Origin of the sequence: Streptomyces bluensis, from assembly GCF_014650715.1 — a bacterium.
GTDB classification, from domain to species: domain Bacteria; phylum Actinomycetota; class Actinomycetes; order Streptomycetales; family Streptomycetaceae; genus Streptomyces; species Streptomyces bluensis.
Map to the genome: position 1 here is coordinate 1 of NZ_BMVM01000007.1, position 22,657 is coordinate 22,657.

At 71.9% G+C, this 22,657-nt stretch carries 10 protein-coding genes; 5 read left to right on the plus strand and 5 right to left on the minus strand.

Annotation, left to right across the window (positions count from 1 at the left end; all coding sequences use genetic code 11):
- From IE262_RS18785 to IE262_RS18795, 3 genes are all read right to left on the minus strand, one after another.
- On the minus strand, positions 1 to 10,969 hold a 10,969-nt coding region (locus IE262_RS18785), incomplete at its 3' end, for an SDR family NAD(P)-dependent oxidoreductase (protein WP_444545231.1).
- 696 nt (positions 10,970 to 11,665) lie between these two features.
- Positions 11,666 to 13,198: an SPFH domain-containing protein gene (locus IE262_RS18790; protein WP_134027721.1), complete on the minus strand. Its 1,533-nt coding sequence runs from the start codon at positions 13,196 to 13,198 to the stop codon at positions 11,666 to 11,668.
- Between the two features lie 113 nt (positions 13,199 to 13,311).
- A complete protein-coding gene (locus tag IE262_RS18795; protein WP_134027723.1) occupies positions 13,312 to 13,827 on the minus strand; it encodes an NfeD C-terminal domain-containing protein in 516 nt (171 codons plus the stop codon).
- Positions 13,828 to 14,305: 478 nt separating this feature from the next.
- Here IE262_RS18795 and IE262_RS18800 point away from each other — a divergent pair, with 478 nt between their 5' ends.
- The 3 genes from IE262_RS18800 to IE262_RS18810 all read left to right on the plus strand — a co-directional run bounded on the left by IE262_RS18800 (position 14,306) and on the right by IE262_RS18810 (position 16,742).
- A complete protein-coding gene (locus IE262_RS18800; RefSeq protein ID WP_229877332.1) occupies positions 14,306 to 14,785 on the plus strand; it encodes a hypothetical protein in 480 nt (159 codons plus the stop codon).
- A 215-nt stretch (positions 14,786 to 15,000) separates the two neighbouring features.
- Positions 15,001 to 15,993: a PP2C family protein-serine/threonine phosphatase gene (locus IE262_RS18805; RefSeq protein ID WP_229877354.1), complete on the plus strand. Its 993-nt coding sequence runs from the start codon at positions 15,001 to 15,003 to the stop codon at positions 15,991 to 15,993.
- 197 nt (positions 15,994 to 16,190) lie between these two features.
- A complete protein-coding gene (locus IE262_RS18810) occupies positions 16,191 to 16,742 on the plus strand; it encodes a TerD family protein (RefSeq protein WP_134027729.1) in 552 nt (183 codons plus the stop codon).
- Positions 16,743 to 16,921: 179 nt separating this feature from the next.
- Here the strand turns inward: IE262_RS18810 and IE262_RS18815 are convergent, their stop codons facing one another.
- Positions 16,922 to 17,548 (minus strand): TetR/AcrR family transcriptional regulator, encoded by a 627-nt coding sequence (locus IE262_RS18815; RefSeq protein ID WP_134027731.1) that lies wholly within the window; start codon positions 17,546 to 17,548, stop codon positions 16,922 to 16,924.
- A gap of 74 nt (positions 17,549 to 17,622) precedes the next feature.
- Here IE262_RS18815 and IE262_RS18820 point away from each other — a divergent pair, with 74 nt between their 5' ends.
- Together IE262_RS18820 and IE262_RS18825 are read left to right on the plus strand one after the other, a co-directional pair.
- The gene (locus IE262_RS18820) at positions 17,623 to 18,684 is read left to right on the plus strand and encodes a glycoside hydrolase family 113 protein (protein WP_189875036.1); all 1,062 of its coding nucleotides are present in this window, start codon (positions 17,623 to 17,625) and stop codon (positions 18,682 to 18,684) included.
- A 383-nt stretch (positions 18,685 to 19,067) separates the two neighbouring features.
- Positions 19,068 to 21,356, plus strand: coding sequence for a serine/threonine-protein kinase (locus tag IE262_RS18825; RefSeq protein WP_189875038.1), 2,289 nt, complete (start codon positions 19,068 to 19,070; stop codon positions 21,354 to 21,356).
- Positions 21,357 to 21,597: 241 nt separating this feature from the next.
- Here IE262_RS18825 and IE262_RS18830 read toward each other — a convergent pair whose 3' ends face one another.
- Positions 21,598 to 22,608 (minus strand): methyltransferase, encoded by a 1,011-nt coding sequence (locus tag IE262_RS18830; RefSeq protein WP_189875040.1) that lies wholly within the window; start codon positions 22,606 to 22,608, stop codon positions 21,598 to 21,600.
- Positions 22,609 to 22,657 lie beyond the last annotated feature (49 nt).

The window sequence follows — 22,657 nt, forward strand, 5'->3', positions numbered from 1 at the left end:
CACCACGCAACGCCTGCGCAGCCAAATGCACCGCCACCAACGACGACGAACACGCCGTATCGATCGTCACCGTCGGACCCTCAAGGCCCAGCGCATAAGCAACCCGGCCGGACGCGATACTCGGTGAGCTGCCGCTCCCCCGGAAGCCCTCGAACTCGTCGCCGGACAGCAGGACGCCGTAGTCGTTGTACATGAGACCGGCGAAGACACCGGTCTGGCTGCCCCGCAACGACGACGGATCGATCCCCGCCCCCTCGATCGCCTCCCACACCGACTCCAGCAACAACCGCTGCTGCGCATCCGTCGCCAACGCCTCACGCGGACTCATCCCGAAGAACTCGGGATCGAACCCGGCAACGTCGGTCAGGAAGCCACCGGCCCGGGTCGAGGAGGTGCCGCTGTGGTTCGGATCGGGGTGGTAAAGCCGCTCCAGGTCCCAGCCACGGTCGGACGGGAACTCCCCCACCGCGTCCACACCTTCTGAGACCAGCCGCCACAAGTCCTCGGGCGACGACACCCCACCGGGGAAACGACAGGCCATGCCCACGACCACCACCGGGTCATCGGCCACAGCCACCACCGACGAGCCCACCGGAGCCGCCGCCCGCGCCCCCAGCACCTCACCCAGCAGGAAGCCGGCCAGAACCGCGACCGTCGGATAGTCGAACACCAACGTCGCCGGCAACCGCAGCCCCGTCACCGACTGCAAGCCATTACGCAGCTCGACAGCCAGGAGCGAGTCAAAGCCGAGATCCCGGAAGGAACGAGTGTCATCAACACCCGAGGCACTCTCGTGGCCCAGGACCAGCGCCACCTGCCCCCGCACCAGATCGAGCAGCACCTCGCGCCGCTCCACCTCGTCCAGACCGGTGAGCCGCTGGAGCAGGCCGCCCGCAGCGACCATCCGTCGACGCGGCCGCACCAACGCGCGGAAGGCGGGCGGTACTTCACCCAGCTCCCGGACAGCGCGCAGATCGAGCGGTACGGGTAGAACCACCTGTTCGGGCGTCCGTAGCGCCGCGTCGAACAGGGCGAGGCCCTGGTCGACCGTGATCGCGGGAATGCCGGTGCGGGCCATCCGCTGCGGATCGGCCGTCATGCCTCCGGCCTCCTGCTGCCAGGGGCCCCATACGAGGGACACCGCGGGCAGACCCATGTCCCGGCGCAGGGCCACCAGCGCGTCGAGGAAGGCGTTGGCCGACGCGTAGGCCGCTTGTCCGACGCTGCCGAGCACACCGGCGACGGAGGAGAAGACGACGAGCGGCGCGTCGTCGGGGAGCAGTTCGTGCAGGTGCCAGGCCGCGTCGACCTTGGGGGCGAGTACGGCGTGCAGGCGCTCGGGGGTCAGGCTGCCGATGAGCCCGTCGTCCAGGACCCCCGCGGCATGCACGACACCACGCACCGACCGCCCCGCCAGGACACCCGCCAACGCCCCACGATCCGCCACATCACACGCCACCACCTCCACCCGAGCACCCAACCCACCCAGCTCGGCCAGGAGTTCACCCACCCCGGGCGCATCCGCACCCCGCCGCGACAGCAGCACCAACTCCCGCACCCCATGCACCCGCACCAGATGCCGCGCCACCACCGCACCCAGACCACCCGTACCGCCCGTCACCACCACGACACCCGGACCGGCCCACTCCACCGCCCCACCACTCGCCCCACCAGCACGCACCAACCGGGGAACGCTCACGGTCCCGCCACGTACAGCGACGTCCGATTCATCGGCGGCCAACGCGCGCAGTGCGGCGGAGAGTCGGTCGGCGTCGGCATCCGCGATGTCCAGCGTCGCGAAACGGCCCGGATACTCGGCACCGGCAGACCGCACGAGCCCGCGCACTGCGGCGGACACCACGCCCGAGCCCTGTGTCAGCACCACCAGCCGCGCGCCACGGAACCGCTCCTGCGCGACCCACGCCTGCACGAGCGCCAGCACCTGCGCGACAGCCGCGTGCGTCTGCCCTGCCACGTCCCGCACCGTGTCCTCGGCGGCCCCGAGGACTGCCACGACAAGCCCCGGAACCGGCCGGTTCACGTCGGCACCGGCACCTGCATCGGCACCGGCACTCGCACCGGCATCGGAGGCGGCACCGGAGTCCACGTCCGCTGCCAGTTCGTCGAGGTCGGCGTAGCTCCGAACGTCGGCCACCGCGTCCCGCATCGCATCGGCGAGCGCCTCTCCGCCCCCGAGCAGCGCCACAGCCGGAAGCTCCGTCGACGTCTCCGGCGCCTCGGTCCAGTCGACCCGGAACAGTGACCCGGCCGCCGTACTCGCCCCACCCAGCTGGTCACTCGTGACGGGCCGGACGACCAGCCCGGACACACGCGCCACCGGACGTCCCTCGGCATCGGCGAGGTCGACGGCGATGGCGTTCCGTTCGCTCCGCCGGACCAGTCGGGCACGTACCTCGGTCGCGCCGGACGCGTGCAGTGCGACGCCCTCCCAGGCGAAGGGGAGCGCGGGGTCACCCGTCCCCCCGGCGGCGGCGACAGCGTGCAGTGCGGCGTCGAGCAACGCCGGGTGCAGTCCGAACCCCCCGGCTTCGGTTCCGGTCGGCAGCGTCACCTCGGCGAAGATCTCGTCACCGCGCCGCCAGACCGCGCGCAGCCCCTGGAAGAGGGGGCCGTAGGTGAGGCCGGCGTCGGCCATGTCCTCGTACAGGTCGCCCGTCTCGACGCGTTCGGCACCGGCGGGCGGCCACTGCTCGGCATCGGCCCAGTCGGTCGGAAGCGGTTCGTGGGAGAGGACACCGGAGGCGTGCTGCGTCCAGGGGGCATCGACGGCCGCGTCGTCGGGGCGCGCGTGCACCGTCACGGTGCGGCGGCCGGCGTCATCGGTCTCCGCGACCCGCACCTGGATCTGCACGGCGCCCGTGTCCGGGACGACGAGGGGCGTCGACACGGTGAGGTCGTCCAGGGTGCCGAAACCGGCCTCGTCGCCGGCCCGCACCGCCAGTTCCACGAAGGCCGTGCCCGGGACGACCACCCGCCCGAAGACCATGTGATCGGCCAGCCAGGGGTGAGTGGCCGACGACAGCCGCCCCGACAGCACTACGTCCTCGGAGTCGGCCAACGCCACGGCGGCCCGGAGCAGTGGATGGTCGGCAGCGGCGAGACCCGCGGCCCGCACATCCCCGGCGCCCGTCCCGTATCCCCCGACCGGCCAGTAGTTCCGGCGCTGGAACGGGTAGGTCGGAGCGTCCGCCGGCCGGGCGCCCGTGCCCCTGAACAGCGTCGGCCAGTCCACGGGCACGCCGTGCGTGAAAAGCTGCGCGAGGGCGGTGAGCGCGGCCGCCTGCTCGGGCCGGTCCTTGCGCAGTACGGGCACGACGAGCGCCTCGTCCGGCACGGACTGCCGTACCAGCGCGGACAGCACGCCGTCCGGGCCGATCTCCAGGAAGCGCGTCACGCCCTGGTCGGTGAGGGTGCGCAGCCCGTCGGCGAAACGCACGGTGCCCCGCACATGCCGGACCCAGTAGTCCGCCGTGTTCAACGGGTCGAGACCTCCGGTGAGGTTCGACACGACAGGAATGCGCGGCTCGTCGAAGCGCAGACCGGCGATCGCCTCGCGGAACTCCTCCAGCATCGGTTCCATCAGCGGCGAGTGGAAAGCGTGCGAGACCCGCAGTCGCGCCGTACGCCGATCCGGCAGAGCGGCGGCAACAGCCAGTACGGCCTCTTCCGTACCCGAGAGCACCACTGAGGACGGCCCGTTGACCGCCGCGATCGACACACCCTCCACGAGGTACGGGGCGACCTCGGCTTCCGCGGCCTCGACCGCGAGCATCAGGCCACCCGCAGGCAGCGCCTGCATCAGCCTCGCTCGCGCCGACACCAGCGCACACGCGTCCGCCAGCGACACCACACCCGCGACATGAGCGGCCGCGATCTCACCGACCGAATGTCCCGCAAGGTACTTCGGAGTGACACCAAGGGAGGTCACCAGCCGGAACAGCGCGACCTCGATCGCGAAGAGGGCAGGCTGCGCGAACTCCGTACGATGCAGAACCTCCTCGTCCGCGCCCCAGATCACGTCACGCAGGGCGGGGTCGAGTTCGGCGAGCACCTCGTCCAGCGCCTGGGCGAACACGGGGAACCGGGCATACAACTCCCGCCCCATCCCTATGCGTTGGGCGCCCTGCCCGGAGAACACGAACGCCAGCGGCTCCTCGGACGCCGTTCCCCTGGACACCTCGGCGACGCCGTCCTCCGAGGCCAGCAACACAGCCCGGTGCCCGAACGAGGCCCGTCCCGCCGCCAGCGTGTACGCGACGTCCGCCGACGGCTCGACCGCCCGCAGCGCCTCGATCTGCGCGTCCAGCGCCTGCTGGGACCGAGCCGACAGCACCAACGGCAGTACGCCGAGCTCAACCGCCATCGGCGTCGGAGGCGTCGTCGGCGTCGGTGCCGTCTCCGGCCCCGCCTCCAGAATGACGTGCGCGTTGGTACCGCTCAGCCCGAAGGAGGACACACCGACACGACGCGGCCGCCCCGTCCGCGGCCATGCCACCTGCTCCCGCACCAGTTCCACCGCACCGGCCGACCAGTCCACGTGCGAGGACGGCGTGTCGGCATGCAGGGTGCGCGGGACGACACCGTGCCGCATCGCCATGATCGACTTGATGACCCCGGCGACACCGGCAGCAGCCTGGGTGTGGCCGAGGTTGGACTTCACCGAGCTCAGCAACAGCGGCCGTTCGCGATCCTGACCGTAGGTCGCCAACAGCGCCTGTGCCTCGATCGGGTCACCCAGGGGCGTACCAGTACCGTGCGCCTCGACCGCGTCCACCTCACCGGCGGACAACCCGGCCGACGCCAGCGCCTGACGGATCACCCGCTGCTGCGACGGACCGTTCGGCGCCGTCAACCCATTCGACGCACCATCCTGATTGACCGCACTCCCCCGAACGACCGCCAGTATCCGATGCCTGTTGCGCACCGCATCCGACCGCCGCTCCAGCAGCAGCACACCCACGCCCTCAGCCCAGCCCACCCCGTCAGCCGCGTCCGAGAACGCCTTGCACCGGCCGTCCGGCGCCAGCCCACCCTGCCGGGAGAACTCCACAAACGTCGTCGGCGTCGACATCACCGTCACACCACCGGCCACCGCCAACGAACACTCACCACCACGCAACGCCTGCGCGGCCAGATGGAGAGCCACCAGCGACGACGAACACGCCGTATCGATCGAGACGGTCGGCCCCTCGAAGCCGAAGGAGTAGGCGACCCGGCCGGAGGCGATGCTCATCGCGCTTCCGTTGCCGCGCAGGCCCTCGAACTCACGGCCGTCGAGGAGGAGCCCGTAGTCGTTGTACATGACACCGGCGAAGACACCGGTCTGGCTGCCGCGCAGCGAGGTCGGGTCGATACCCGCCCGCTCGATGGCCTCCCACACCGACTCCAGCAACAGCCGCTGCTGGGCATCCGTCGCCAACGCCTCCCGCGGACTCATCCCGAAGAAGTCGGCGTCGAAGCCACCGGCCCCTTCGAGGAAGCCACCGGCCCCGGTGGAGGAGGTGCCCAGGTGCTCCGGATCCGGGTGGTAGAGCCGCTCCAGGTCCCAGCCACGGTCGGCCGGGAACTCCCCCACCGCGTCCACACCTTCTGAGACGAGCCGCCACAAGTCCTCGGGCGACGACACCCCACCGGGGAAACGACAGGCCATACCCACGACCACCACCGGGTCATCGGCCACAGCCACCACCGACGAGGCCACCGGAGCCGCCGCCCGCGCCCCCAGCACCTCACCCAGCAGGAAGCCGGCCAGAACCGCGACCGTCGGATAGTCGAACACCAACGTCGCCGGCAACCGCAGCCCCGTCACCGACTGCAAGCCGTTACGCAGCTCAACGGCCAGCAACGAGTCAAAGCCCAGATCCCGGAACGAACGCGACGCGTCCACGCCCAAGGCGCCCTCGTGCCCCAGGACCAGCGCCACCTGCCCCCGCACCAGATCGAGCAGCACCTCGCGCCGCTCCACCTCGTCGAGCGGCGCGAGCCTGCGGACCAGGTCGGGTGCGCCGGTGCCGCTGCTCGCGGTGCGGCGGCGGGGTCGTACGAGTCCACGGAGGAGTGCGGGGACTTCCGTGCGGGCCCGTGCCGCCCGAAGGTCCAGCGGGACGGGGAGTACGACGTCGTCACCGCTCGCGAGGGCCGCGTCGAACAGGCTCAGACCCTCCTCCGCGGACACCGGGCGCATGAGCGCGGCCTCGTCGTGCGCGTCGGCGGGCGGCAGTTCGGCCGCCATGCCGGCGCCGTCGAGCTGCCACGGTCCCCAGGCCAGGGACACCGCGTGCAGGCCCTGGGCACGGCGGTGCGCGGCGAGGGCGTCGAGGTAGGCGTTGGCGGCGGCGTAGGCGGCCTGGCCCACGGGGCCGAAAGTGCCGGCGGCGGAGGAGACGAGGACGAAGGCCCGGACGTCGGGCAGGAGTTCGTGCAGGTGCCAGGCCGCGTCGGCCTTCGGGGCGAGTACGGCGTGCAGGCGCTCGGGGGTCAGGCTGCCGATGAGCCCGTCGTCCAGGACCCCCGCGGCATGCACGACACCACGCACCGACCGCCCCGCCAGGACACCCGCCAACGCCCCACGATCCGCCACATCACACGCCACCACCTCCACCCGAGCACCCAACCCACCCAGCTCAGCGAGAAGTTCACCCACCCCGGGCGCATCCGCACCCCGCCGCGACAGCAGCACCAACTCCCGCACCCCATGCACCCGCACCAGATGCCGCGCCACCACCGCACCCAGACCACCCGTACCGCCCGTCACCACCACGACACCCGGACCGGCCCACTCCACCGCCCCACCACTCGCCCCACCAGCACGCACCAACCGGGGAACGCTCACGTGACCGTCCGTGAGGGCGGTCTCCCGTTCGCCGACGGCGAGGGCCCGGCGGAGGTGAGTCCCGTCCACGGGGCCGGTACCGAGGACCAACAGGCCGATGCCGCCGGAGTGTTCGGACTCGGCGGCGCGCAGCAGGCCGCGGACCGCGGCGGGCGCGAGCCGGTCGTCACGGAGGACGACGACCAGGCGGGAGCCGCGCAGGCGCTCGTCGCGCTGCCAACGGCGGACGAGGCCGAGGGCCCGAGTGGTGAGCATGTGCAGTTCGCCGACCGGGTCCGTGACCGGGCTCGCCTCGTCGGGGCCGGCCATGAGTGGGGCCAGGACCACGTCGGGCAGGGGCGCCGTGTCCGCGAGTTCGGTGAGGTCCGCAGCGACGCGTAGGGGCGCGCCGCCGAGGGCGTCGCTGATCTCCTGGGCGAACGAGGCGTCGGAGGACTCGGTGGAGTTGGCGGGGTCGGCAAGCAGGGCGAGGGTGCCCTCGTAGGGAGGCGTCTCGGGAGCCGGGACCCAGTCGACCCGGTACAGCGTGTCGGCGGCCGTCGATGCGCCGGAGCGCGCGGCGTCGACAGGGCGTGTGGTGAGCGCGTCCACGGTCAGGACGGGGGCGCCCATGGTGTCCATGACGTCGATGGCGATGGTGTCCTCGCCCTGCGGGACGATACGAGCGCGGATCCTGGTGGCGCTGGTGGCGTGCAGGCTGACGCCTTCCCAGGCGAACGGCACACCGAGGCGGCCGTCGCCGGCGTGGGCGACGGCGTGGAGGAGGGCGTCGAGCAGGACGGGGTGGACGGCGAAGCCGGCGACGCGGTTTCCCGCGGGGAGTTCGGCCTCGACGTAGAGGTCGCCGTCCCGGCGCCAGACGGCGCTGAGGCCGCGGAAGGCGGGGCCGTACGCGAAGTCGTGGTCGGCGAGGGCGTCGTACGCGCCCTCGACGGGGACGGGTTCGGCGCCGGCAGGGGGCCACTGTGCGGGGTCCAGGGCAGTGGGTGTGGCGGTTTCGGTCTCGGCACCGGGGCTCAGTCGACCGGTGGCGTGGAGCGTCCATGCGTGCTCGTCAAGGCCCTCGTGACCGCCCTGGCCGTACGGCCCGTGCCGGCCGTCAGGGCGGGCGTAGATGGTCACGGGTCGATGGCCGGAGGAGTCGGCGGCGCCGACGAACGTCTGGATCTGGACGGCGCCGTGTTCCGGGAGTTCGAGCGGGGCCGGGAGGGCGAGTTCGGCCACGTGGTCGCAGCCGAACTCGTCGCCGGCGCGCAGGGCGAGTTCGACGAAGGCGGCGCCCGGCAGGAGGACGCGGCCGTTGATGCGGTGGTCGGCCAGCCAGCGGTGGGTGGCGAAGGAGAGGCGGCCGGAGAGGAGGGCGCCGTCGGAGTCGGCGAGGGACACGGCGGCGCCGAGGAGGCCGTGTTCGGCGGGGGCGAGGCCGACGGCGCGGACGTCCCCGGCGCCGCCGACGCCCGCGGCCGGCCAGTGCCGGCGGCGCTGGAAGGCGTAGGTGGGGAGGTCGACGGGGTGGGCGGGAGTGTCGGCGAAGTAACGCGTCCAGTCGACGGGGGCGCCGGTGGTGTGCAGGGCGGCGAGTGCCGTGGTCAGGGCGGTGGTCTCGGGGGTGTCCTTGCGGAGGGTGGCGAGGGCGACGCTGTCCCGGGATGCCGTCTCGGGGACCAGGCCGGTGAGGACGCCGTCGGGTCCGAGTTCGAGGAAGGTGCGCACGCCGTGTCTGTCCAGGGTGCGCAGGCAGTCGGCGAAGCGGACGGTCTCCCGGACATGGCGGACCCAGTACTCCGCGTCGCTCAGGTCCTCGGGGGTGGCGACGGCGCCGGTGAGGTTGGAGACGAGCGGGATGCGCGGCGGGTGGAAGGTGATGCCGGACAGGGCCTGGGCGAAATCGGCCAGCATCGGGTCCATCAGTGGCGAATGGAAGGCGTGCGAGACCCGCAGGGGTGTGGTGCGGTGGCCGTCGGCGGTGAGTCGTTCGGCGGCGTCGCCCACCGCATCGGCGGGGCCGGAGAGGACCACGGAGGCCGGGCCGTTGACGGCGGCCACGGCGACGTCGGCCGTGAGATACGGGCGTATCTGCTCCTCGGAGGCGCGTACGGCCGTCATGGCGCCGCCCTCGGGGAGGTCGGCCATCAGCGAGGCGCGGGCGGTGACGAGGGTGCAGGCGTCCGCGAGGGACAGCACGCCGGCGACGTGGGCGGCGGCGACCTCGCCGATGGAGTGCCCGGCCACGAAGTCGGGCCGTACGCCCCACGATTCGAGGAGGCGGAAGAGTGCCACCTCCACGGCGAACAGGGCGGGCTGGGCGGTGCCGGTGTGGTTCAGGGCGGATGCGTCCGTGCCCCACATCGCATCGCGTACGCCGGGCCGGAGGAGGGCGAGCGTCTCGTCCAGGGCGCCCCGGAACGCCGGGAAGGCGTCGTACAACTCGCGGCCCATGCCCAGGCGTTGGGCGCCCTGGCCGGAGAAGAGGAAGGCGGCGGGGCTGTCGGTCGCGGTGTGCCGCAGCAGGCCGGGGGCGGGGGTGCCGTCCGCGAGGGCGGTCAGGCCGGCCGGGACGGTGGTGGGGTGGGCCGTGACGAGGGCGGCGCGGTACGTGAAGCCGGTGCGGGTGGTGGCGAGGGCGCGGGCCAGGACGTCCAGTCGCAGTGGTTCGCCGGACCGGTCCAGGGCGGTGCGCAGGCGGGCCGCCTGGGCCGCCAGGGCCTGCGGGGTGCGGCCGGACAGGACGAGCGGTACGGGGGTGAGGGGTGGCGGGGTGGTCGTGGCCTCGTCGGACGGGTCGGGGGTGCTGTCGGCGGGGGCCTGTTCGATGACGGCGTGAGCGTTGGTGCCGCTGATGCCGAAGGAGGAGACGGCGGCGCGGCGGGGCTGCCCGGTGTCGGGCCAGGGCGTGTTGCCGGTGACGAGGCGTACGGTGCCGTCCGACCAGTCGACGTGGGTGTTGGGCTCGTCGACGTGCAGGGTGCGGGGCACGATGCCGTGCCGGATGGCCTGCACCATCTTGATGACGCCGGCGACGCCTGCCGCGGCCTGGGTGTGGCTGAGGTTGGACTTCACCGAGCCGAGCAGCAGGGGGCGTTCGGCGGTGCGGGCGCGGCCGTAGGTGGCGAGGAGGGCCTGGGCCTCGACGGGGTCCCCGAGGGTGGTGGCGGTGCCGTGTGCCTCGACGGCGTCGATCTGGTCGGCGGAGAGGCGGGCATTGATCAGGGCCTGTTCGATGACGCGTTGCTGGGAGGGGCCGTTGGGTGCGGTGAGGCCGTTGCTGGCGCCGTCCTGGTTGACGGCGGAGCCACGGACGACGGCGAGGACGCGGTGGCCGCCCCGGCGGGCATCGGACAGGCGCTCCAGCAGCAGGACGCCGACGCCCTCGGACCATCCGGTGCCGTCGGCGTCGTCGTCGAAGGAGCGGCACAGGCCATCGGCCGACAGGCCGCCCTGGCGGCCGAACTCCAGATGGGTGGAGGGCGTCGACATGACGGTGACGCCACCGGCGAGAGCGAGGGAGCACTCCCCGGTGCGCAGGGCGTGTGAGGCGAGGTGGAGGGCGACGAGGGAGGAGGAGCAGGCGGTGTCCACCGTCAGGGCCGGACCGGTCAGGCCGAGGGTGTAGGCGATACGGCCGGACAGGACACTGCCGGCGTTGCCGGTCAGGTGCAGGCCGCGGGCGCCGTCCTCGGCTCCGGCGCGGTACTCCTGGGCCATGGCGCCCATGAACACGGCGGTCTCGCTGCCGCGCAGTGTGGTGGGATCGATGTGCGCGGACTCGATGGCTTCCCAGGTGGATTCGAGCACGATCCGCTGCTGGGGGTCCATGGCGACCGCTTCGCGCGCGCTGATGCCGAAGAACTCGGCGTCGAAGTCGGTGGCGTCGTGGAGGAAGCCTCCGCCGGAGGCGGCGGCCGAGACCGCTTCGAGGTCCCAGCCGCGGTCGTCGGGGAAGGGTCCGATGCCGTGTCTGCCGTCGATGAGCAGGTCCCAGAGGCCGTCGGGGTCGGTCACCCCGCCCGGGTAGTGGCAGGCCATCCCGATGATGGCGATGGGTTCGTGGGCGGCGGCCTCCAGTTCCTGGACGCGCTGCCGGCTGTGCCGCAGGTCGGCGGTGGCCCGCTTCAGGTAGTCCCTGAGCTTGTGTTCGTTGTCCATCTCACGTCACCTCGACAGCGGTTACCGGTGCGGGTTGTCCTCGGCCGGGCCCGGGCCGGGGTGGTCACGGACCGGGCGTCTGCCCGGCGCGGGGGCACGGGCACGCGCGTGCACGCAGAGGGCGGCCGCCCCGGGGGATGGGCGACCGCCCCGTCTCAATGACCTGGGCCGGGACCCGGGTCGTGACGCGGGGCGTCGGCTCGGGTCAGACGGCGTGTTCTGCGCGTTCTACGGCGCGTTCTGCGGGTTCTCTCGGATGCGGCACGGTGAGAGTCTGGGTCGGCGAGGACGGGAAAAACCCTAGTAACGCCGCCGGGGCACACCGCGGCCGTCGCCTCCGGCGGAACTCCCCAACCATGGTTGAGCGCCGCATGGTTCGGAGGGGCCGGTGCGCGGGCCCTCGTCGTCGACCGTGTTCACGGCCGTACGCCGGGAGCATGCGGCGGCTTCGGGTCCGGCGCCGCGGGCGGGGCAGCGGCTCGCCGTGGGACGGGCAGTTTGGTGTGGCCCGCCCCTCGCCCGCCGCGCCCACGGCTTCCTGCCGGGGTTGTGGCGTTGCTGCGCGTGCTCCCCTGCGGCCCCGCACCTGCCGGCCATCCGTCAGCTGTCCGGGGAGGCCGGGCGGCTCAGTGGCGCCCGGCCTCCCCGGAGTGCTCGTTGCCGACGTCAGCCGGCGATTTCGATCTTTCCGTTGGCCTCGGCGGGTGCCGTAGTCGTGGGCTGGGTGCCGCCGGCCCGCCGCGTGATGCCCTTGAGCAGTTCGGCGAGGTCGACTCCCGTGGTGGAGCTGAGGAGTTCGACGCCCTGGGCCACGTTGTCGGCGACCGTGCGCGACAACTGGCCGGCACCGTCCGTGGAGATGACGGTCATCTTGTCCACGGCGCTCAGCGGCTCGGACGCCTTGGCGACGACCTGCGGCAGCACCTCGACGAGCATCTGCAGCACGGCCGCGTCGCCGTACCGCGCGAACGCGTCGGCCTTCTTCACCATCGCCTCGGCCTCGGCGGCACCCCTGGCACCGATCGCGGCCGCCTCGGCCTCGCCTTCCAGCCGGACCGCCTCCGCGATCGCCGCGCGGCGGGCCCGCTCGGCCTCACCCTGCCTGAGACCCTCGACGGCCTCCGCCTCGGCCAGCGCGGAGCGCCGCTGCTTCTCGCCCTCACCGGTCAACCGGGCCCGCTCGGCCTCCGCCTGCGCGGCGGCGATCCCGGCCAGCCGCTCGGCCTCGGCCTGCTTGACCCGGGCCACCCGCTTGGCCTCGGCCTCCTGCTCGGCGGCGTACCGCTGGGCGTCGGCGGGCTTGCGGACCTGGGTGTCGAGCTGACGGTCGGTCAGCGCGGCCTGCCGCTCGGCGACCTTCTCCTGCTGGGCGAGGATCTCCTGCTGCCGAGCGGCCTCGGCCAGCGGTCCGGCGGCAGCGGCACGGGCCGCGGCCTCGTCGGTCTCGGCCTTGATCTCCGCCTGCTTCAGCGCGAACGTCCGCTGGGCGACCGCGATCTCCTCCTCGGCCTTCAGCCGCGCCTGTTCGGCGGCACGCCGGGCGATCGCCTCGGCAATGTCGGCCTCCTGCTTGGCCCGGGCGGCCTCCGGGCGGCCGAGGTCCTCCAGGTAGGAGCCCTCGGTGGTGATGTCCTGGATCTGGAAGGCGTCCAGCACCAGGCCCTGCCCGGACAGGCTCGCCTCCGCCTCCTCCGCCACCTGCCCGGCGAAGGCAGCCCGGTCCCGGATGACGTCCTCCACCGACATCCGGCCCACGATCGCCCGCAGCGCACCGGACAGCACCTCCTGGGTGAAGCCGACGATGCCGTTCTGCTGCATCAGGAACCGCTGCGCGGCGGCGCGGATGGAGTCCTCCGTACCGCCGACCTTGACGATCGCCACGCCCTCCAGGTTGGCCTTCACCCCGCGCAGGGTGACCGCACCGCGCACCGCGACCGGGATGTGCCGCGAGGACAGGTCGAGACTGAACTTCTGCTGCACGAACGGCACGACGAACACGCCACCACCGACCACGACCTTCTGCCCGCTGTTGTCGGTGAAGACCCGGCCGGTCTCCGGGTCGGTGGCCTTCTTGCCGCGCCGCCCGGTGACGATGAACGCCTCGCTGGGACCCGCCACCTTGTAGCGGGTGATGACGACCAGCGCGATGAGCACGAGGAGTACGACGACTCCCACCACGGCGATGACAACTGAACTCACGATGGTTTCCCCTCAGCCCTCCCGGGGGACGGCGAATCGGTAGGTGTCAGGTCGATGTACGGCACGGCGGGCCGGTGCCGTGAGGTGAGGCGAGGTGAGTGGTGGTCGGGCGCTCAGCGTTCGACCGGGCGTACGGAGACGGCTGTGGGTGACAGTGCCTCGTCCACCCAGACCTCGGTTCCGCGGGCCACGGGGACCGCGCTCCTGGCCGCGAGCTTCACTGGCTGCCCGGCCAGTTGAACCAGCACCTCGCCGTAGCCGCCGACGGGGATGGCGGTCACCACGGACCCCGGGGCCCCGATCAGATCGTCCTCGCCGGGAGCCGCGCCGGACCGGTCACTCATCAGTGTCCGGCTCAGGCGGTACGCGAGCCAACCCGTGGCCACACCGGCAGGCGTGCCCAGGGCGATGGCTCCGGCCGCACCGAGTTCGGTGGTACCCATGACGATCGCGCCGGAGAAACCCAGCATGGACATGAATCCCGCGACGACCGGCAGAGACAGCCACCCGTCGAAGATTCCGTCGAGCGCGCCGACGCCGTCAAAAAGCCCTTCCATCACTCCGTCGAAGATGAGCGACAGGGCAAGGAGGACGACACCCGCGATGCCGAGACCCAGAAACCAGTCCATCCGCGCTCACCGCCTCTCCTTGCACTCCCCCGTCGGCACACGCATGCTCGCACAGCGATACGACGCATGACATTGCCTGCTTCCGGCAATCTTTACGCGGTTCTGATGCCGGGCTCCGGCGAGGATCCGGGCCAAGGTCACCACTCGCTGGAAGGGAGCCCGGTTCAACGCGGTCATCATTGCCGCTCGGCGGACAGCGGGCCCGCGGACACGTCGCAAGAGGTGGCTCCTGGCTGCCGTCCCGATGGTGCCGATTCCCGGGCGTGCCCTGATGCGGTCGCCGGGAAATCCCTGCCTGAAGGCGGCCGGGTGACGCAGGGGACGTACATTCAATACCCAGCAGGCGCAGGGCGACGGGAGGGCCCTGCCTCTGTTGTCGTCCGCAGACCGCGCACAAGGGGGAACAGTGGCCACTCGGGAACCGGACAGTACTGGGGCGCCCGGAGATCGGAACGAGGCGTCATCGATCCCTGACGAGGTGTGGCAGAGGTTCCTTGAGGACAACGAACGCACCATCAGGGACTCCGCGCCCAAGGAACCATCCGCCAGGGAGCGGACAGCCCTGCCCAGGCCCCACGGCACGGCCAACGACACCGAGCGGGAGCACGCTCACCATCAGCGGCGCGTCACAGACGCAGCTGAGCAGGACCGGCAGGAGGCGGTCGGCGAGCTCTGGCAGCCGGAGGAGACAACGACCGGACCGGCATGGCGCGACATGGACGGGCGGGCCAGACGCCGCCGGGCCGGCCGGGCACTCATGACGGTTGCCGTCGTCGTCGTGGTCCTGGGGGCGGCGTCCCATCTGTCCTCCGGCTCGGGCACCCCCTCCGAGAGAGACGGTGAAGCGACGTCGATGCAGCCCGAGGACGTTCCCGACCCGCTCCATCCAGCAACTGCCCGCCCGACGGCTCCGGTCCTGGATCCCGATCCCGCATCGCCGGTCGCCCGGACCGGGTGACGCAAGCGGGGCTTTCCCGCCGCAGGTCCGCTGTGCCCGTCTCTGCGGGGGTGGCGCGTGAGGCTGCTCGGCCGCGCTGTCGCCTACTTATGGGGAGCAATGGGTACGTCTGCGATGATGTGCCGTGCCGGTCCGGGTACGCGGGGAGGGGTTTGGGCGACGTGTCCGCACAAGGCCGTCAGTCGAGGGTGCTGTCCGTGCTGCCCTTCGTGGTCATGGGTGTGGTGGCCCTGGCCGACGTTGCGGCCGGACCGTCGATGGGCTTTCTGCCGCTGATGGCCGTGGGGCCCGCGTTCGCCCCGCTGGTGGGCGGCTGGCGGCGCACCGCGTACGTCGGCGGAACAGCGCTGCTGCTGTGCCTCGTGCTGGGCTGGTACGACGACATGACGACTCTGCGCCGTGGCTCGGTGGTCGTCGTCTCGGTCGTCGGGGTCACCTTGGCCGGGCTGGTCGCCGTGGCCATGCGTCGCAGGCGGGAGGCGGAGCTGGACAGCGTCCGGTCGATCGCCGAGGCCGCGCAGCGGGTACTGCTCAAGCCGGTGCCGAAGCTCGCCGGGCGGCTCCGGGCGGCCGTCTCCTACACGTCCGCCGTGGCTGAGGCCCGTATCGGCGGGGACCTGTACGAGGTGGTCGCCGCGCCGCAGGGGGTTCGGGTGATCGTCGGTGACGTCCAGGGCAAGGGGCTGGAGGCGGTGGAGACGGCGGCGCTGGTCCTTGGAGCGTTCCGCGAGGCGGCCCTCGACGAAGCGGACTTGGTGGCGGTCGGCAGCAGGCTGGCCCGCTCTGTCGATCGGCAACTGGACGGCGAGAAGTTCGTCACCGCGATCCTCGCCGAAGTGAGCGCCCACCAGGTCACGTTCCTCAACTTCGGTCATCCGGCGCCCATGCTGGTGCGCGGCGGCGGAACCGTGGACCTGCCCGAACCGGAGTCCTACGCGCTGCCGCTCGGCCTGAGCGCACACGGCACCGTCGACCCGCAGCCGTACCACGCGGCCTTTCTTCCCGGCGACCAGTTGCTGCTCTACACCGACGGCATCATCGAGGCCCGCGACGGCGGCGGCCGGTTCTACCCGCTCACCGAACGCGCCCATCTGCTCAAGGAGGACGACCCCGAGAGCGCCTTGGACACCCTCCGCCAGGACCTGCTCCAGCACGTCTGCGGCCCGCTCCAGGACGACGCCGCCATGCTGCTGCTGCGCTACCGGTGAAGCGCCTGGGGAGACAGCCGGACAACACTCTGGGGCCGGCATACGCTCAGCGCCCGCACGGGAGCCGACCTCAAAAAACGCCCCTTGTTGCGTCATTGCGCACATAAGCAACCCCGAACGCCTGCCTGTCTTCGCTGATCAGGCATCAAAGTGCTGTCAAAAACTCATACTTGACCTTGCGGGAAGGCCCCGCAGTGATGGCCAAGGGGAGCGGCAAGGTGAGCGGTGGAGGCAAGGGGCTGGGCAAGGTCGAGGTGCGGCTCAAGTGGGATCCGAGCCCGCTCGGGAAGCCGCCCCGGCATCTCGACATCATCGCCGCGACCTACTCGGCGGACGCCCCCTACGGGCAGCCGGCGTATGTCGTGCACTACGACAGCCGGTCACCGGACGGCACGATCAACATGACCCGGCACAGCCAGACCGGCATGGGCTTCGGGTTCGTCGAGGTGTTGGTCCTGGAATTCGACAGGCTGTCACCCGCGTACGGGCGTGTGGTGGTCGGTGTGGCCATCCACCAGAACAGTGGGCCCCTGACGTTCGGGGAGGTGTCCAACGCGGGGGTGGTCGTCGTCCAGGGATACGAGCAGTTGCTGGTGGACGACTTCGAGCAGGTCGCCGATGCGACGGCCGCGACGGTCAGCGAGTTCACCAGGGATGCCTCGGGAGCCTGGCAGATGCGCGAGATGATCCGGGGATTTGACAGTGACCCGGTGCTCTTCACCGCCGAAATGGGCAGCAGACAGCAGTGAGCGCGCCCCGAGGGGTCCAGTGACGGCGCGGTGGCGCAGCAGCGTCCATCCGTGCGGCATCCCGGGGCGGGCAGTCAGCATTCGAGATCCCATCCGTGCGATTTGGTGCCTGAGGAAGCCGGCGCACCTTTGATGTTCGAGGACGTTGGTCCGCGCCAAGTGGTACTGCCTGCCACGGCTCAAGGTGTGGATCCGCCTTCGACTGTGCGGCCGCGAACGAGGGGCAGGAAGACCTCGTCCACGATCTCGCTCAGCAACTCGTCGGGGACCTCGGGCAGACCACGCAGGGCGTATTCGCCGCGCAACAGCATCATCGGCACCGACGCCACGCGCGGATGCACCACACCGGCCGCCGCCTCGCCCCGAGCCACGGCGCGCTCAAGCAGCGTCAGCCACGCCGCGTCCGTGCTGCTCCCACCGGCTTGCTCCCGCAGCAGCGTGAGCAAGCCGGGATCGTCGGCCGCTGCCGCGAGCAGGTCGCGCAGCACAGCCCCCTGCGGTGACGACCATGTCTTGTTCGCCGCGCGCAGCAGCGCCAGCGCGTCGCCGCGCAGCGTCCCCGTGTCCGGGACCTGCAACTCCGCGTCGGCCAGGTAGCGGTAGGCCGCGACACCCAGCACCGCGCGCCCCGGCCAGCGCCGGTAGATCGCGTTCTTGTTGGTGCCCGCGCGCTGCGCGACCCGGTCCATCGTCATGCCCGCATAGCCGGCGGTCCGCAGTTCCTCGGCCGCGGCGCGCAGGATCGCGTCCTCCAACGCCGCGCCACGGCGCCGGGTAGCGCCGCCGCGCTGTTGTTCAGGCGCCATCGTGGACCCTCCTCCCCATTTAGGGTACGGTTCGTACCCTAAATGAATCGCAGATCGAAAGAATCGGAGCAGCGGTGCGCGCCTTCGGCATCAACTACGACACCGGTTTCACTTCCGGCGGGACCACCACCCATGAACCGTTCCTCCCGGACATTGTCCAGCGTGAAATGCGGGTGATCCGCGAGGACCTGCACTGCGACGCGGTCCGCATCACCGGCGGCCACGCCGACCGCCTGGAGACCGCCGCGCGCGCCGCCGCCGACGCGGGTCTGGAGGTCTGGTACTCGCCGTTCACCCATGGCCTGACCCAGGACGAACTCCTGGCGTTCCTCATTGACGGTGCCGAACGCGCCGAGCGCCTGCGCCGTGACGGTGCGCGCATCGTGTACCTCACCGGCTCCGAGATCACCTTGTTCACCCACGGCTTCCTGCCGGGCGACACGCTGCGGGAGCGGTCGGCGACACTGGCCGATCCCGTCGCGTTCCGCGCCCTGCTTCCCCGACTGCACACCACGCTCAACACGTTCCTCGCCCGAGTCGTCACCGAGGTCCGTGCCCGCTTCGGCGGCCCGATCGGCTACGCGTCCGTCGCCTTCGAGGGCGTGGACTGGACACCGTTCGATGTCGCCGCCACCGATGCCGGCTATCGCGACGCGACCAACGCCGACACGTTCTCCGACGCGCTGCGCGCGCAGGTGGCGCAAGGCAAGCCGTTCGGCGTCACCGAATTCGGCTGTGGGACCTTCCGCGGCGCCTTCGACCTGGGCGGACGCGGGGACTCGATCGTCGAGTGGAGCGAGGACGCGCGGCCGGTGAGGATGACCGCCGGGACGGTGCGCGACGAGCAGGAACAGGCCTCTTACATCCGGGAGATGCTCGACATCTATGACGCAGCCGGTGTCGACGCCGCCTTCGTCTACACCTTCGCCCGCTGGGACCTGGCGACCACAGCCCGCCACGATCCGGAGCACGACTTCGACACCGCCAGCTTCGGTGTGGTCAGGGTCCTGCCGCCCGGCGCAGCCGAAGGACCGTATGCGGAACTGGGGTGGGAGCCCAAGGCCGCCTTCCATGCCATGGCCCAGTTCGGCCAAGCCCGTAGGAAGAAGGCTGCCGAGGAGACGGCCGAGGCCTGACCAGCGGAGCTCTCCCGCGCCGCACGGCCCGCCACTCGGCTCGCGCCCCTGCGCGGGCAGGGCCCGCGCAGCCGGCGACCGCCGCCGTCCGCCGACTCCAACCGGCGAAACGTCATGTCGGTGCGGACCCTCGCAGCGCTGACCGCCCTGCCCGCGTGGGACCACACCCGCAGCCCCGCCGGGCGCGCCCCCGACGCCGAACTCGCCTGACTGACGTTCATAAGGGGCGTATGCCCTGTCCGAGTCTGCCGCCCCCGGTGCGCTCCTGCGCGAGAGCGGACGGGCGAGGTCTGCTGTCGCCCGGGGCCTGTGTCATCGGGGAGCGCGGTCTACGATCAACGCTGCCGAGTGAAAAACCGCTTACCGCCGGGGGACTTCGGGCTATGGACGACGGTGATCTGATACTCGCTGACCGCTACCGCCTGGTGCGCCCGCTGGGGCGCGGCGGGATGGGCGAGGTGTGGGAGGCACAGGACACCAGCCTACGGCGGCCGGTCGCGGTCAAGGTGATCTCGGTCCTTGCGGGTGGCGGCAGTCGGGCCGACGAGGCGCGCGCCCGGTTTCTGCGGGAGGCGCGGATCACCGCCGCGCTTCAGCACCCCCATATCGTGACCGTCCACGACCTCGGTGAGGCAACCACCGGCCAGGGCACGACGCCGTTCCTCGTGATGGAACTGCTCCGGGGCGAGGGCCTGGACGCCGTTGTCCGGCGCGGACCTGTCGGCGAGGAGGAGGTGGCGCGGTGGGGGGCGCAGGTGTGCGACGCGCTGGGTGAGGCGCATGCCGCCGGCATCCTCCACCGCGACATCAAGCCCGCGAATCTGTTCGTCGCGGCCTCGGGCGGCCTGAAGGTGCTCGACTTCGGGATCGCCCGCGCCGCCGACCCCTCGGCTACCGGTGACCGGCTGACCCACACCGGTTTCATGGTGGGCACGGCCGCGTACATGGCACCGGAGCAGGCACGCGGGCGCCCCGAGCAGCGCAGCGACCTGTACTCCCTCGGGTGTGTGCTGTGCGAACTGCTCACCGGACGGCTGCCGTTCGACGCCCCGGACACCCTCGGGTACGTCACGGCGCACCTTCACGATCCGCCCCCCGCGCCGAGCAGCCTCCTGCCCGGCGTCTCCGCTCCGTGGGACCGCCTGGTCGGTCGGCTGCTGGCCAAGGACCCGCGCGAGCGGTACGAATCGGCCGCCGTGCTCGCCGACGAGCTGCGGCGCCTCGGTGGTGAACGGCAGGCCGTACCCGCGGCCCGTCGCTACACCCCCACCGTCGCCGACCAGGGAGCGCGCGGAGCGAGCTCACCGCCTTCGGCTGCGCCCGTGTCGGACGATCTCGCGGCGGCATCCACGGTTCAGGCGCCCGCCGGGCCGTCCGGTGGAACAGGCATGAGCCGGCGCAGCCTGCTCATGAGGGGCGCGGGTGTCGCCGCGGTCGCGGTCGCCGGAGGGGCGGCGGCGATGTACCTGACCGGCGACCCCGAGCGGGACCCGGTCGCCTGGTCGCAGAGGATCGCAGACGTCGACGTGATCAACTCCGACGGTCCGAACGTCGTCCTGGCCGACGGCCGGTGTCATGTGGCCGCCGGTCACTACTACAAGGAGACGGCCGCACTCCACACCTTCGACGTCGCCACCGGTAAGCGTCTGTGGACGGCGTCCCTCAACGCGGCCTGGTCCCGGGAAACACGCTTCACCGTCGTCGGCGGCACGGTACTGGCCCTGACCCAGGACTCCGGGAACAAAGGCGGACTGGTGCACGCCTTCGACGCTGCCACCGGCGAGCGCCGATGGCAGAAGTCGGTCTCCTACAGCGCCATGAGGCTGGATGTGCACCGGCCCAGCGGCCTGCTGATCACCGGTGAGGACGGTTACGTGACCGGAGTCGATCCGCGCACCGGCGCCTCGCGATGGGGGATCGACGCATCCTCCCCCTACGACGCCGCATGGCTCCTGGCCGGCGACCTGATCCTCTTCAGCGACGGAACCGCAGTGCTCGGCAAGACGGGCAAGGAACTGTGGACACGCTCCGGCTTCCAGCCGCTGGGCGACCTGGCGCAGCCCCTGGGTGAGGGCCTGCTCTGCTACGAGGCCGGCAGGAAGGACCCGGTCGACCTCGTCTGCCGCAAGGCGGACACGGGTGAGGTGATGTGGCGGAGCCCGTTCCAGAAGACCAAACCGGACCAGCTCAGGACCGACGCCTTCCAGCCACTCGACGAGCTGGTGTCGGGCACCACGGTGTTTCTTCCGCTGGCCGCGGGGTCCCGCCGGAAACCGACCGCGCTGAACGGACTCACCGGCGAGCAGACCTGGACCTACGGCAGTTCGTACCAAGAGGTTGGCCTGGAGACTCGGGCGACGACCAGCGTGGCCGGCGGGTTCGTCCTGCTCACGGGATCGGGGCTGGTGTGCCTGGCCGCCGACGACGGCACACAACGGTGGCACGCCGATCGTCAGAGGGCGCAGACCACCGGCACATACGCCCTGCTCTCCCGGACGGAGCAGGCACGAGTGCTCCAGCGCTGGACCAGCGCCCGGATCGTCGGAGTGGAGCACGGCCGCACGCTCTGGGCAGGCCAGTTCGACAGCACGGCCATCAGCGAGCCCGCCGCGAGCGGCGACTCGATCGTGGTCCTCGACGGCAGCGGCACACTGTGGGCGGTGCGCGTGTGACCTGGCCGTTGAGCCAGGCCCCGCCGTGGGCCGGCGATGGCTGCCGCGCGTCTGCCCGAAGTACGGCATGAACGGGGCTGCGCACGGACTGGGAGACGACCACGTCGAGTGCTGCGGTGGTCCGGGAGCTGCGCTTCTCCCTCTCCGGGACGGGGGACCCGCGGGTGGCCGCCGTCCCGGCACGTCTCCGCCGACACGCCGACGCGGTCAAGCCCAGTCCCAGTCGCAGCCCTTCGCCGAGTCAGCCCGCGGGGGCGGTGGTCGGGCCGTGGGCCGGTCGGCACTCGAAAGCTGTCCAGCCGCTCCCGGCCGGGGCCGCGAGCAGCTCGAAGCCGCCGGCGGTGATCAGCTCGCCCCATTCGGTGGCGGTGCGCTCGCGACCGCCGGTGATCAGCAGCATGTCCAGGTCCACGACGGCCGCGAGATCCGGGGAGGCCGCGCCGACCACCCGCTCCAGGACGAACAGCCGCCGCTCGGGGTCCAGTCCCCAAGCCTCCCGCACGGTCCGCAGCACACGCACCGCGTCCGCGTCGGGCAGGTCGTGCAGCACCTGCTTGAGCACGAGGGCCTGCGTGTCCGGGGGCACGGTCGCGGTGTCGTCGGCCACGGTCCCGGAGCAGTGCGGGTGACGGTCCAGCAGCGCCTGGAGGAACAGGCCGTCCCCGCGCAGTTCGGCCACGCGGGAGACGGGGCCCAGGTCGATCAGCGAGGTCAGGTAGTCCAGATTGCCGCGGTGGGTGCTCGCCACGGCACGGGCAACGCGTCCGGCGGCGTCGGCGTCCGCCCGCAGATGGTCGTGGTACGGCTTTCCGAAGATCTTCGGGAAGGCCGGTTCGCCGGTCCGCAGGGTGTCGAGGATGTCGCCGTACGGCAGCCAGGTGAGTGGGTCGCCGTACAGCAGCACCTGGTCGCGGCGGGACTCGGGCACGTCCGAGCGCAGCAGTTCCGCGGCCGGGGTGAGGGCGAAGCGGCCGTCCGGCCCCTGGGTGAAAACGCCCAGCGCGGCGGCCGCCCGCAGTGCCCGGGCGAGCGCGTCCGGGGCGGCGCCTACGGCCTCGGCCAGGTCGGTCGCGTCGCGCGGGCCGTCGACCAGGCGGTCGGCGACGCCGAGCCGGGCCAGCGCCCAGATCGCGCGGCTGACCGCGGCGGCCACCGGGAAGAACATCAGCTGGTGGCCGGGGGTCATGCCGGGCAGGGCACCGGGCGAGAACCGCCGCCCGGCGTCGCGGGGCCTGTCGTGCGTGTCCGTCACGTCCGCTCTCCTGATCCTCGTCTCGTGGGCATCGTGGGTCTGCGGTCCG

What these genes read in the sequence shown, in the direction of transcription:
- IE262_RS18795 (WP_134027723.1), bottom strand. Translation starts at nt 13,827, where the DNA reads ATGGACTGGTTTCTGGGTCTCGGCATCGCGGGTGTCGTCCTCCTTGCC.
- IE262_RS18805 (WP_229877354.1), top strand. Translation starts at nt 15,001, where the DNA reads ATGGGTGTGGTGGCCCTGGCCGACGTTGCGGCCGGACCGTCGATGGGC.
- IE262_RS18810 (WP_134027729.1), top strand. Translation starts at nt 16,191, where the DNA reads ATGGCCAAGGGGAGCGGCAAGGTGAGCGGTGGAGGCAAGGGGCTGGGC.
- IE262_RS18815 (WP_134027731.1), bottom strand. Translation starts at nt 17,548, where the DNA reads ATGGCGCCTGAACAACAGCGCGGCGGCGCTACCCGGCGCCGTGGCGCG.
- IE262_RS18825 (WP_189875038.1), top strand. Translation starts at nt 19,068, where the DNA reads ATGGACGACGGTGATCTGATACTCGCTGACCGCTACCGCCTGGTGCGC.